We start from the raw sequence: 12,403 nt of genomic DNA, 5'->3' as shown, positions 1-12,403 counted from the left end.
TTGTGGCAGTCCCCGATTTTGTCCTCAAACTTCGCCAGCACATCGGCCACGACATGCTCTGGCTACCGAGCGTGAGTGCCGTGATTTTCGATGATGCCGCGAACGTGCTGCTCGCCGAGCGTGCCGATAACGGCCGTTGGGCAGTGATATCGGGAATTCTGGAGCCCGGCGAGCACCCCGCACCGGCAATCAAGCGGGAAATCAGTGAGGAAGCGGGCATCGAAGTCGACTTACTGCACCTCGCGAGCGTCGACGTCAGCCCCGAGATCGTCCACGCCAACGGCGACCAGTGTCAGTACTTAGACCTTTGTTTCACAGCTCGCTACGTCGCAGGCACCGCACATCCGGCGGATGATGAGAACACGGCTGTCGCGTGGTTCTCACCGCAAGATCTGCCGGAGGGCCTGAGCGAGTCGTCACGGGTCCGGATACGTCGCGCCGTGGCTGCGCTCGACAGTGGCGAGCCACGTGAGAATGAAGACGTGATTCCCTGGTTCTTACAGTAGGCATTCTTCCGCCTGCTGATTGGACACCGGCCGTACCAAGTAAGACCTGGTGTGACGTAAGTCATATCGCTAGCTGAATGACACCCCCGGCAGCGGTGTATCGACCCCCCGAGGTCATCGCCTGCCTGGCAGCCTGCATTTGTTATTGCTGGTTATGCATGTGACTTTTGGGGGAATTACAAGTTGTTAGTTTGATTTTCGATCACATTTATTAATGTCGGACGCCTTGATCTTGAACGAATGAGAAGGCAATATAAGCGTCGAGCCGGGCCGGAGCAAGAAATGCGGAACCACGCTAGCTTTCCATTTCCGCGGGCACGCTCACATGAAATTTGCACCCAAGCACAGGAGTAATCCATGCGCAAGTCAATTAAACGATTCACCGCGGCCGGCGCCGCTGCCGCACTCATTTCCGGCGGCATGCTGGCGGGGGCGGGTACTGCCTTCGCTGACGAACCTGCTGACGGCGGCCTCCCCGACATCGACTCAATCTTCCTCGAGTTCCTCTGCGAAGCTGATGTCGTCGGATCGATCGAACTGTGCGATGACGAGGGTGACGACGCTGGAGATGAGAACGGCGACGAAACCGCCGACGAGAGCGGGGACGAAACCGCCGTGTAGGCCGCGCCTGGACCTATAACACCACCGCAAGCCTGCTGAGCAGATCGCCATTGCGCGTCTCTCGGCAGGCTTGCTGGTTCCTTAGGCTTCGTACTGCAATGTTCATCAGCGCTGCGTTCACTCCAGTCGGTCTAGCCCCACGCCGCCAGTCCAGCCTAGCGCTGCTTACATTTTGGCCCGACCTGACTGTGCCAGGCTGAATATCCCGAACGTCACCATCGCGAGCGCGACCAGCCCGAGGAAGACGAACCCGAACGGCTGGGCAGCGAGAGTGCGCAGCGCCGCATCAAGCCCGGCAGCTTCGTCTGGCTGGGAACGGAAGGTGGCAATGATGACGAGCACACCGACCGTGGCGATCACCAGACCCTTGCCGACATACCCGGCCATCCCCAGCCCCATGAGCGGTACGCCTGACCGGCCAACCAATTCACCCAGGAACTTCCGGTTTCCGCCTTTGTAGACGTGCGCGCCGCCGACGAAAACAACGACTAGACCGGCAACGACGAGGATGAGGCTGCCCGCTCCGGTTTGCATCAGGTGTCCGGTGAAAGCGACCGCCTCAGCATCGTCGGGCGCCTGACCGGAAGCGAACCTGAACGCGAGATAGCCCAGTGCTGCCTGTACGGCGCCAACCGAAAGCGCGCTGATCCTGTCGAACAGGCTCATGGTGTGAGGCGAGCCGTCCGCGGCCCGCCCCATGACGGTTTCCACGAGCCGCCACAGCGCCATCGCGGTAAAGCACGCGGTGGCCATCCATAGTCCGATCCTGCCGCCGGGCTCGCGAGCAATTTCCGCGAAGGCTCCGGCGGGATCTGGATCCACACTTTCCTGCCCGCCTATGACGAGCTGGATCGCAAGGTAGCCAATCGCGATATGCAGCAGGCCAGAGACAACATACCCACTACGTGCAGCCACCTCGAACGCGCTGTGCTGCGCCGGGTGCCGAGACTCGCTGTTCATGTACCGCCTTCACGGGCCACGCGCAAAGAAGGCTCGGCTAGAAGTCCCAGTCTTCGTCTTCGGTGTTTACGGCCTTGCCGATGACGTACGACGAACCCGAACCGGAGAAGAAGTCATGGTTCTCATCCGCATTCGGCGACAGCGCGGAAAGGATGGCCGGGTTGACGTCGGTTTCGTCCTTCGGGAACAGCGGCTCGTACCCCAGGTTCATCAGTGCCTTGTTGGCGTTGTAACGCAGGAACTTCTTGACGTCCTCCGCAAGCCCGACACCGTCGTACAAGTCTTGCGTGTACTCCACTTCGTTGTCGTACAACTCAAAGAGCAACTCGAACGTGTAGTCCTTCAGTTCCTGCCGCTTTTCAGGGCTTACCAGCTCAAGCCCGCGCTGGTATTTGTACCCGATGTAGTAGCCATGCACTGCTTCGTCGCGAATGATCAGCCGGATCATATCTGCGGTGTTCGTGAGCTTCGCGCGTGACGACCAGTACATCGGCAAATAGAAGCCGGAGTAGAAGAGGAATGACTCGAGCAGCGTCGAGGCGACTTTGCGCTTCAGCGGATCGTCACCGCGGTAATACTCCATGACGATCTCGGCCTTGCGCTGAAGGTTCTCGTTCTCCTCGGACCAGCGGAACGCGTCATCGATGTCCCGGGTCGAGCACAGCGTGGAGAAAATCTGTGAGTAGCTCTTCGCGTGGACCGATTCCATGAATGCGATGTTTGTCAGGACCGCTTCCTCGTGCGGGGTGAGCGCATCGGGGATCAGGCTGACCGCGCCGACGGTCCCCTGGATCGTGTCCAGCAACGTCAGGCCAGTAAAGACCCGCATGGTCAATTGCTTCTCGTAGTCGGTGAGCGTCCCCCACGACGGGATGTCGTTCGACACCGGTACCTTTTCGGGCAGCCAGAAATTGCCGGTCAGGCGATCCCACACCTCCGCGTCCTTCTCGTCGGGCACGCGGTTCCAGTTGATCGCCGAGACTCGACTGACCAGCTTTACCTTTCCCCCTTCGGCGGGGCTGTGCGCAGCAGAGGTGAGGGTCATGGGTGCTTCTTTCCTGTCGAAGGCTGACTCAATACAAGTCTCTCAAATTTTCGATGGCCGTCCTGAAGCCCAGGGAAACTGAGTGTCGCTAACCACAACACTTAGTGGCAACACTCTAACCCAAAGCGTAGATGTAGTAGTTACATTGATGAAATTCACCGGTGCGGCGCGTCCCGTGGCGTGTCGCGCGGCATCCTCCCGTACAACATTGATTCTCCCTCAAGCTATCCAACGTCACCCGATTGGGGGCCGTTCGGCACCTGTTATTTGCGCTCTGCCACGACAAGGTTGGAGTACCAGCCCAGCCATGTGCATCACAAGCGGAGAGAAAAACATGAAAGCAGCAGTTGTCCACGGCTTCCACACGCCTGTCAGCATCGAGGATCGCCCAATCCCCGACGTGGGCCCCCACGAAGTCCTCGTGCGCGTCGAGGCCTCGGGTCTCTGCCACACGGATATCCACGCCGCGAACGGAGACTGGCCAGTAAAGCCCACACCGCCTTTCATTCCGGGCCACGAGGGTGTAGGAATCATCGAGCGCGCTGGCGCAAACATCACACGCGTAGCGGTCGGTGATCGCGTAGCTGTTCCGTGGCTTGGCACAGCGTGCGGCGAATGCGAATACTGCATCACTGGGTGGGAAACTCTCTGCGAGAAGCAGCAGAACACCGGCTACTCCATCGACGGCGGGTGGGCGGACTACGTCGTCGCTGATGGCCGGTACGTTGTGAAAGTCCCACAGGGCGTTGACCCCTTCGAGGCGGCGCCTCTGACGTGTGCGGGCGTTACCACCTACAAAGCGGTGAAGGTATCGGGTGCGCGCTCCTCGGACCTCGTTGCGATTTTCGGGATCGGCGGCCTCGGGCACCTCGCGCTCCAATACGCCCAGATTGCCGGTGCCCGCGTTGTCGCAGTCGATCTCATCGATGAGAAGCTGGCGATGGCGCGGGAGCTTGGCGCCACCTACACCGTCAACGCACGCGAAACCGATCCCGTCGAGTACATCAAGAGCCTGGGTGGCGCGGACGCGGCGATCGCCCTCGCCGTGAACCCCAAATCCTTTGAGCAGGCATATGGCTCTCTCAAGCGGGGCGGCACCCTGGTGCTTGTCGGTTTACCAGCTGAAAACCAGATGAGCCTACCGATCTTCGAGACCGTCCTCAACGGCATCACCGTCGTCGGTTCGATCGTGGGCACCCGCGCTGACCTGCAAGAAGTATTCGAGCTACATGCAGCAGGCAAGACGTCAGTTCGTTACCACACGCGCAAGCTCGACGAAGTCAACGATGCGATTCGCGACGTCGAGCAAGGCAAGATCGACGCCCGTCTTGTGTTCGACATGTCGTTGTGATCGAAGGTGCGCTGCTACACCTGGATCAGATCAAGAATTTGCGCGGCACATGCGCGGTCACCGGTTAGCTCGACACTATCGAGGGGGGTTCGGCGCCACACGGCGAGGAGCAAGTCGGAGGCTCGCCCCCTGAGCACGGCCTGCGCCTCACCCCGGCCGCGCCGAACACTCGGACCGTCATCGCCGAGAGTGAGGGTCCACCGGGCCGAATCTATTTCGGAGCATTCGAGGCGCAATGAGGTTCCGGAACCACGCCCATCAGCCTGAGCACTGAGTATTCTCGGCACGAACACGGTGAGCCATTCTTCGATGCCGTCGGCCGCGAGCGTCGCATCGATGCCGCTCGCGTGGCCGGGACTCACCGCATTCTCCGCGTCCCATCGATGCACGGCAGTCTCATGCGCCTGTCTGCGGAACCAGAAGGCTGCCGTACCTGGTCCCGCAAAAGTATCTGCGGGAGTGTCTGGATCCGTACGGGAGAGCTCGTCAATGAGGATCTCCAGCGACTCCTTATACCAGGGCAAGACGTCAGCCCCTCGCGGCGGCCGGTTGCCGCTCGACACTCCAGCCGCCGCTTCGGTCCCGTCGGCTAGGTACGCTGCAGCCCAACGGTGCACTCGCCCGAGATGACCCACGAGGCGCTCGAGGTTCCAGCCCGGACACGTCGGCACGGGCACATCAAGTGAGTCGGAGGGCTGGGCCGCCATCAGCTCGCCTTCACGAACAATCGCTGCACGGTACTCGTCGGGATGCACGGATATAAACTACGCCTCCGGCTCGGTGCGCGTCCCGAAGCTCTCCATCCCAAGGTCGTACAGCACAGCTTTCATGGTGTCGTAGCGCTCCGGTCCGGCCTCTTTTCGCCACGCTTGCTCAACTGCAGCGATCCGGGCTGACACCTCGCGAGCGACCCTCTCGCCGTCGGCTGTTCGGACAACCACCCGCACGCGCCTGTCGGAAGGCAGTTTCTCGCTCACGACAAGTCCGTCTTCTTCCATCGCGTTGACGAATTCGCCAAGTGATTGCTTGGTCATTCCGGATAGTGCCGCGAGATCAGTAATCCGGATCCCGCGCTCGGGGATCATCTGGAGCAAGCGCATGAATCCGCCGCGCGGATGGGGCGGATCCCCCGCCTCAAGCAGCTCACGGTGCATTCTGCGGTTCACACCCTCAACCAAGACAAGGACGTGGTCGGGAAGATGGGACGCTGCTGACAATCGACCCTTGTGCATACTAGTAAGGTTACCTTATTATAAATAGTAAGGCTTCCTTACTCACGACGGGAGGGCGCTATGTCCGTCCGGTCCACGCACACCGAAACCGATGAGGACCTGTACCGGCTCGCGGAACTCAATACGCGAACGATGAACCATGTCACGGCCCAGGCAGTGGGTGAGCCCGTCCACGTGCAGACAGTGCGGCATTCGGCGTTCCCCTACCAGTGGGGTTCGGTTTCGACCGCAGGCCTCTGGAAAGTCGTCGTCAGTTACGCGACACCGTCGCAGCGCAATGGTGATCACGCATTCTTTGTGAAACTTCTCCGGAATCCCCGGCTGTGGCCACAACTGAACCTCCTCCCCGAAGCTATCCGTCGAGAATTCCTGGACTACCTGCCCTGGAAGTTCGAGTATGAGGTCCATGAGAGCGGCATCGCCGAAGCGCTGCCGCCGGGCATGCGAATGCCGATCTTGTACCACGCGGAACACACGGGGGACGACTGGCTGGCACTGTGGTGGGAATGCGTGGACCTGGACCCTGAGCCCTGGCGCGCTGATGATTTCGCGCGAACTGCCTATCTGCTCGGCCGCCTCGCAGCAAAGAGGCGCCCGGGCGCAGCAGTTAATGCTCGACTCCCCGCCATCTGTCATCAGCGAAGATTCGGAGGCGCGCTGCGCTACTTCGTGACAACGCGGGTCCAGCAAGCCGAACTGCCGATTCTGCGAGAACGCTCAACATGGCAGACCCCGCTGCTGGCACAGGCCCTCGCCGTGGTCGACGATCCGGAGCTGCCTGAGGACCTCGCGCGGCTGGCAGACCGCCTGCCCGCGATACTCGATCAGCTCGATCGACTGCCACACACATTTGCGCACGGCGATGCCAGCCCGCAGAACCTCCTCATCCCGCGCACGGACCGCGACGAACGAGTCGTCATCGACTGGGGGTTCGGGACACTCCTGCCAATAGGCTTCGACCTCGGCCAACTACTTGTGGGCCTTGTCCACGCGGGCGAAATGGCACCTACGGAGCTCGAGAACATTCAGTCCGTGATTGTTCCTGCGTACGTCGAAGGCCTTGCTGAAGATCGCTACTGGTGTGCCGAGCGGGATGTACGCCAGGGCTTCCTCGGCTCACTTGTAGCGCGATCGGCACTGACATCAATCCCAACGGAGCTGTTGGACCAGCCAGTGACCGACGACAATCAGGAGTTGCTTGTTGACCGCTTGCTGCTCACTCGATATCTGGTGGAGCTGGCGAAAGACCTCGGCTGAACGCACGCCTTCTATCCTGGTGACATGCCTCAACCAGCCGAACAATCGAGCCGAGTGCGGGTGGACGTCTGGCTGTGGTCTGTGCGATTGGTGAAAACTCGCTCGACCGCAGCAAGTGCATGCCGCGGCGGTCACGTCCGGGTCAACGGCGCCCCAGCTAAACCGTCCCAGGTGATCGGCCCGGGAGACGAGGTTCGTCTGTGGTCACACGGGGTCTTGCGAATTGTCGAAGTCGTGGCTCCGCTGAAGAAGCGTGTCGGAGCACCGGCGGCCGCGCAGGCCCTGATCGACCGCAGTCCGCCGCCACCCCCGAAGGAAGTTCTCGCCTCGATCCCCCGCCGCGATCGCGGCGCCGGCCGCCCTACGAAGCGAGAGCGTCGTCAGCTCGATCGATTGAAGTCCCCCGAGTAGCACACCGCCGGTCGTGTGCAGATACTTGCACGGATCGTGCGCGCAAGCTGCTCAAATTTGCACACAACCGGCGGTGTTTCGATCACAGCATGCAGCTGACGCAGCCCTCGACTTCAGTGCCTTCGAGTGCCATCTGCCGCAGCCGGATGTAGTACAGCGTCTTGATGCCTTTGCGCCACGCGTAAATCTGAGCCCTGTTCAGGTCACGCGTGGTCACCGTGTCCTTGAAGAACAGTGTCAGCGAAAGCCCTTGGTCGACATGCTGGGTCGCTGCCGCGTAGGTGTCGATGATCTTCTCGTACCCGATCTCGTACGCATCCTGGAAGTACTCCAGGTTGTCGTTCGTCATGTAAGGCGCCGGGTAGTAAACGCGGCCGATCTTGCCTTCCTTACGGATCTCGATCTTCGATGCGATCGGATGGATCGAGGACGTCGAGTGGTTGATGTAGCTAATCGAACCGGTCGGCGGCACGGCCTGCAGGTTCTGGTTGTAGATGCCGTGTTCCTGCACAGACGCCTTCAGCTCGAGCCAGTCCTCCTGCGTCGGGACGTGTATGCCCGCATCGTCGAACAGTTTCTGCACTCGGGGCGTCCGGGGCTTCCACTCCCGCTCGGTGTACTTGTCGAAGAACTCGCCGCTGGCGTACTTCGAATCGGGGAAGCCCTTGAAGTATGTCCCGCGCTCGATCGCAAGGTTGTTGGACGCCCGCAATGCGTGGAACAGCACGGAGTAGAAGTAGATGTTCGTGAAGTCGACACCCTCGTCAGAGCCGTACTGGATGTACTCCCGCGCAAGATAACCGTGGAGGTTCATCTGCCCCAGACCGATCGCGTGGGACTCGTTGTTGCCCTTCTCGATTGACGGCACTGAGGTGATGTGCGTCTGATCCGATACTGCGGTGAGCGCTCGGATCGCGACTTCGACTGTTTCACCGAAGTTCGGCGAATCCATCGTCTTCGCGATGTTGAGGCTGCCGAGGTTGCACGAGATGTCTTTGCCGATTTCGCTGTACGACAGGTCATCGTTGTACAGGCTCGGAGTTGAGACCTGGAGGATCTCTGAGCACAGGTTCGAGTGGGTGATCTTCCCCTTGATCGGGTTCGCCCGGTTCACCGTGTCCTCGAACATGATGTACGGGTAGCCCGACTCGAACTGCAGCTCAGCGATGGTCTGGAAGAATTCGCGCGCCTTGATCTTGGTTTTCCGAATGCGCTTGTCGTCGACCATTTCGTAGTACTTCTCTGTGACGTCGATGTCCGCAAACGGCACCCCGTATACCCGCTCCACGTCATAAGGCGAGAAGAGGTACATGTCCTCGTTCTTCTTCGCCAGATGGAAGGTGATATCGGGGATCACGACACCGAGCGACAAGGTCTTGATGCGGATCTTCTCGTCCGCGTTTTCACGCTTCGTGTCCAGGAAACGGTAAATGTCAGGGTGGTGTGCGTGCAGGTAGACCGCGCCCGCGCCCTGACGGGCACCGAGCTGATTCGCGTAGGAGAACGAGTCTTCGAGGAGCTTCATCACGGGGATGACGCCCGACGACTGGTTCTCGATCTTCTTGATCGGCGCACCGTGTTCACGAATGTTGGAGAGCAACAGTGCCACGCCTCCGCCACGCTTGGACAGCTGCAGCGCAGAGTTGATGGCACGGCCAATTGACTCCATGTTGTCTTCGATTCTCAACAAAAAGCACGAGACTGGCTCGCCGCGCTGCTTCTTGCCTGAGTTGAGGAAAGTCGGCGTTGCTGGCTGGAATCGGCCGGAGATCATTTCGTCGACGAGCCGCTCAGCGAGGGGACGAGAACCGGCGGCGAGGGTGAGCGCGACCATGCAGACTCGGTCCTCGAACCGCTCGAGGTAGCGCTTTCCATCGAACGTTTTCAGTGTGTAAGACGTGTAGTACTTGAACGCACCCACGAATGTCGGGAACCGGAACTTCTTCTTGTAAGCCCGCTGAAAGAGTGCCTTGACGAACTCACGGTCGTACTGGTCGAGCACTTCGGTTTCGTAGTAGTCGTGCTCGATGAGATAGTCGAGCTTCTCGTCGAGGTCGTGGAAGAACACCGTGTTCTGGTTCACGTGCTGCAGGAAGTACTGCCGGGCGGCTTCGCGGTCCTTGTCCAGCTGGATCTTGCCGTCCGGGCTGTAGAGGTTCAGCATCGCGTTGAGCGCGTGGTAATCGAGTTCGCTCTCCGCTCCGCGGGCCGGTGCGGCCGATTCCGGTGCAGTCACTGTCGGTGCCAAAACTGTTCCAATCCCTCGCGGACGCGCTCGACGTCCTCAGATGTCCCCATTAGCTCGAATCGGTACAAGTAGGGCACCTTGCACTTCTTCGAGATGATGTCTCCTGCAACGCCAAAAGCGTCGCCAAAATTCGTGTTTCCCGCCGCAATCACTCCGCGAATCAGCGAACGGTTGTGTGGGTTGTTCAAGAACCGGATCACTTGTTTCGGCACGGCACCGATGTGCCTGCCCTGCGAATCTTTCCCGCCCGCGTACGTCGGGACCACCAGAACGAACGGTTCATTGACTTCAATGTCGCCGTTCTGACCATGGACAGGTATGCGAACGGCGGGCAAGTCGAGTTTACGGACGAACCTGTGCGTGTTCTCCGAGACACTGGAAAAGTAGACCAGCATTTCCGCTCCACTCACATCTCATCGAGGGCGGTTCTGGTGGCCCACTTTCCCTGGGTGCAGGAGGTCAGGCGGCGGCAGTCGCCAGCGACTTGATCTGGTCGGGACGGAAGCCTGCCCAGTGGCTCTCCCCGGCCACCACTACGGGAGCCTGCAGGTAGCCCAGCGCCATGACAAAGTCGCGCGCCTCAGCGTCCTCGGTGATGTCGACGACGTCATACGCCAGCCCCGCCTTGTCGAGGGCGCGGTAGGTCGCATTGCACTGAACGCATGCTGGCTTGGTGTAGACGGTGATGCTCATCTGCTACCGACCTCTCGTGGTGAAGGGCGCACCAGAACCTTTTGGTGCTTGCATCTGAAAACACTCATCGCCGCGCGGACTGGCCGTCATCATTGATGAATGTGGTCGAACTTCACCCTTCGCGAGCCATCGGCTGGCTTCCCCTCCGACCGCCGACCCTGTGGGTGCTGCTCTGCTCTAAACACTACACCTAGTGTCTGACACCGCAAGCGAATCGCATATCTAGTAATGACATTTTTGGAATTCGCAGGTTGTAACCCGTGTGACCAGGCATCCGTGGCGTGTCGAACTAGCCCCTGGCGTGTCGTCCACAGGCCTGTGGAAAGGCTGCGAACTACATCGCTGTAAGTAAGCTGCAGCAAACACGCACCTCAGTCGTGCCGCCCGCGCAGGACGCCCACGAGGATCAGCAACAACCCCGCCACTCCCCAAAATGCAAGCACGAGAGTGGGCTGAGCGAGCCCCACACCGTCGAAGAAAGAAACCGATCGCAACAAATCCGCGCCCGCACCGGGCGGCAGGAACTGGCCGACGGTCCCCCAGCTTCCCGGGAGCATTTCCGGCGCCACGGCGACACCCGAGAGCGGGTTCCCGATCAGGAACACAGTGATGGCGCCGAGCGCGATCCCCGCGTGGCCCAGCACAGAATGCAGCCCCACAAGTGTGATGCCAATCGCCCCGATCGTCAGCGCGATGGCTGCACTATTAATCCAATAGCTTCCAGCCAGTACGCCGAGCCACCCCTGCGCTACAAGGCCCGCAACGAGTCCGGACAGAGCCGCACCAAGCAGCACAGCAACTAGCCTGCGCGTTGCTCCCGCGAGGGCCAGGGAGGAAGCGACGCCGATCAGCAGTCCGCCCATAACCATCGGAAGCGCAGCTGCCGCGAACCCCGCGCCGCGCGGGTCATCCCCCGTAAACGGGGCGAGATCGTTCACGTCCGACATCGCCGGGCCGCTAGCGACCCCAGTCAGCAGGTGGGCCACCACAGGGCTTGCCGCCGAGGCGGTCAGCAAGGCTGGCGGCGACCCTGGACTCAGTACGAACGCTCCGTAGACCTCGCGGTCTGTGACGAGCGCCTCGGCCGCCGACGCGTCATTCGCTTCGGTTATCGCGAACACCCCGGGGGCTCTGTCGTCTAGTTGGGCCGAGAACTCTGCGACAGCGGCAGGTGGGCCTGCTACTGCGATTGGAAGATCTGCGGGAGCCGAACGCGCCGCAGGCCAGGCGAAGGCAGCGAGCAGCAGACCGACAAGAAGGGATAGCGCGCAGGCGATCCCAATCGCCTTCGACCACGGGGACGCGGTTGAGGTGGCATCCATGACATCCTCCTATAAAACGAACAACCGTTCTCTTATAATGACAGAGTGCCACCACTCAAACAAGAGCGCGGCTTCGCTGGAGAGAACGGATAGGGTTCATCACATGCCACGTGTCTCCGAAGAGCACCTCAGCGCCCGGCGGGAACAGATTCTTTCGGCAGCGTGGCGCTGTTTCGCACGCAACGGCTTTCACATGACGTCGATGCAGGACATTCTTGCCGAAGCAGACCTCTCCGCGGGTGCCGTGTATCGCTACTTTCCAGGCAAGCTGGACCTAATTAAAGCCACTGCAGAACGGGTCTCCTACGGTCTCACTGCTGCGTTCGACACGCTCGACGCCGTTGAGCCAGTGCCGCCTCCCGCGGAAGCATTCGGGTTCCTTGCATCCACGATGCTGCAATACATCGCGTCCCAGACCGAAGACCTGACGCGCGTCGCCATGCACGTGTGGTCGGAGGCACTTCGCGAAAAAGAGATCAGCGATCAAGTCAAAACGGTCGGCGCGGCGGTTCTTGCACGGTGGATGAATACCGCCTCGCGCTGGAAGGATGCTGGCCATATTGCACCAAACGCCGAGGTACGCGATGTCGCCAAGGTGATGTACAGCACGATGGTCGGCTTCATCGTCCAGCGAAATCTGCTGGGCGACCTTACGGTGGAACAATACGTCGCGGGCCTTGATGCGCTGATTCACAGTTCCGCCGCGCCGGTGAGTTCCGACACGGATTGATTGGCTGGCACTCCGATCAGGCCCTTT

At 60.5% G+C, this 12,403-nt stretch carries 14 protein-coding genes; 6 read left to right on the top strand and 8 right to left on the bottom strand.

The annotated features are described in order from the left end of the window. Positions 1-2 precede the first annotated feature (2 nt). Together FHU29_RS01105 and FHU29_RS01100 are read left to right on the top strand one after the other, a co-directional pair. The gene (locus FHU29_RS01105) at positions 3-506 is read left to right on the top strand and encodes an NUDIX hydrolase (protein ID WP_064442503.1); all 504 of its coding nucleotides are present in this window, start codon (positions 3-5) and stop codon (positions 504-506) included. Between the two features lie 357 nt (positions 507-863). Beyond that, the gene (locus FHU29_RS01100; RefSeq protein ID WP_064442504.1) at positions 864-1,127 is read left to right on the top strand and encodes a hypothetical protein; all 264 of its coding nucleotides are present in this window, start codon (positions 864-866) and stop codon (positions 1,125-1,127) included. A gap of 165 nt (positions 1,128-1,292) precedes the next feature. Here FHU29_RS01100 and FHU29_RS01095 read toward each other — a convergent pair whose 3' ends face one another. Further along, positions 1,293-2,087 carry a DUF1206 domain-containing protein gene (locus FHU29_RS01095; protein WP_064442505.1) on the bottom strand — a complete coding sequence of 265 codons (795 nt, stop codon included), beginning with the start codon at positions 2,085-2,087 and terminating at the stop codon, positions 1,293-1,295. Positions 2,088-2,124: 37 nt separating this feature from the next. Further along, positions 2,125-3,132, bottom strand: a complete 1,008-nt coding sequence (gene nrdF, locus FHU29_RS01090; RefSeq protein WP_013808438.1) for a class 1b ribonucleoside-diphosphate reductase subunit beta — start codon at positions 3,130-3,132, stop codon at positions 2,125-2,127. A gap of 334 nt (positions 3,133-3,466) precedes the next feature. On the opposite strand from nrdF, the gene adhP reads away from it, so the two are divergent. Next, positions 3,467-4,483, top strand: a complete 1,017-nt coding sequence (adhP, locus tag FHU29_RS01085) for an alcohol dehydrogenase AdhP (RefSeq protein ID WP_064442506.1) — start codon at positions 3,467-3,469, stop codon at positions 4,481-4,483. Between the two features lie 14 nt (positions 4,484-4,497). On the opposite strand, the gene FHU29_RS01080 is transcribed toward adhP, so the two are convergent. Together FHU29_RS01080 and FHU29_RS01075 are read right to left on the bottom strand one after the other, a co-directional pair. Beyond that, a complete protein-coding gene (locus FHU29_RS01080; protein WP_083962592.1) occupies positions 4,498-5,238 on the bottom strand; it encodes a maleylpyruvate isomerase family mycothiol-dependent enzyme in 741 nt (246 codons plus the stop codon). A 9-nt stretch (positions 5,239-5,247) separates the two neighbouring features. After that, positions 5,248-5,715, bottom strand: a complete 468-nt coding sequence (locus FHU29_RS01075) for a MarR family winged helix-turn-helix transcriptional regulator (RefSeq protein ID WP_064442507.1) — start codon at positions 5,713-5,715, stop codon at positions 5,248-5,250. A gap of 60 nt (positions 5,716-5,775) precedes the next feature. On the opposite strand from FHU29_RS01075, the gene FHU29_RS01070 reads away from it, so the two are divergent. Further along, complete coding sequence (locus FHU29_RS01070; protein WP_064442508.1) at positions 5,776-6,972, top strand: phosphotransferase; 1,197 nt, start codon at positions 5,776-5,778, stop codon at positions 6,970-6,972. Positions 6,973-6,996: 24 nt separating this feature from the next. After that, positions 6,997-7,383, top strand: a complete 387-nt coding sequence (locus FHU29_RS01065; protein WP_064442509.1) for an RNA-binding S4 domain-containing protein — start codon at positions 6,997-6,999, stop codon at positions 7,381-7,383. Between the two features lie 82 nt (positions 7,384-7,465). On the opposite strand, the gene nrdE is transcribed toward FHU29_RS01065, so the two are convergent. The 4 genes from nrdE to FHU29_RS01045 all read right to left on the bottom strand — a co-directional run bounded on the left by nrdE (position 7,466) and on the right by FHU29_RS01045 (position 11,646). Continuing rightward, a complete protein-coding gene (gene nrdE / locus FHU29_RS01060) occupies positions 7,466-9,631 on the bottom strand; it encodes a class 1b ribonucleoside-diphosphate reductase subunit alpha (RefSeq protein WP_064442510.1) in 2,166 nt (721 codons plus the stop codon). Further along, positions 9,616-10,026: a class Ib ribonucleoside-diphosphate reductase assembly flavoprotein NrdI gene (gene nrdI, locus FHU29_RS01055; protein WP_064442511.1), complete on the bottom strand. Its 411-nt coding sequence runs from the start codon at positions 10,024-10,026 to the stop codon at positions 9,616-9,618. Before nrdI ends, nrdE begins: the two co-directional genes overlap by 16 nt. 64 nt (positions 10,027-10,090) lie before the next feature. Next, positions 10,091-10,324, bottom strand: coding sequence for a glutaredoxin-like protein NrdH (gene nrdH / locus FHU29_RS01050; protein ID WP_013808446.1), 234 nt, complete (start codon positions 10,322-10,324; stop codon positions 10,091-10,093). A 371-nt stretch (positions 10,325-10,695) separates the two neighbouring features. Beyond that, positions 10,696-11,646 (bottom strand): hypothetical protein, encoded by a 951-nt coding sequence (locus FHU29_RS01045; protein ID WP_064442512.1) that lies wholly within the window; start codon positions 11,644-11,646, stop codon positions 10,696-10,698. Positions 11,647-11,749: 103 nt separating this feature from the next. Here FHU29_RS01045 and FHU29_RS01040 point away from each other — a divergent pair, with 103 nt between their 5' ends. Beyond that, positions 11,750-12,376: a TetR/AcrR family transcriptional regulator gene (locus FHU29_RS01040; protein ID WP_064442513.1), complete on the top strand. Its 627-nt coding sequence runs from the start codon at positions 11,750-11,752 to the stop codon at positions 12,374-12,376. Positions 12,377-12,403 lie beyond the last annotated feature (27 nt).

Origin of the sequence: Hoyosella altamirensis (genome assembly GCF_014191505.1) — a bacterium.
Lineage (GTDB): Bacteria > Actinomycetota > Actinomycetes > Mycobacteriales > Mycobacteriaceae > Hoyosella > Hoyosella altamirensis.
Note: the sequence above shows the minus strand (reverse complement) of the source record. Positions and strands in the feature narration are given on the sequence as shown.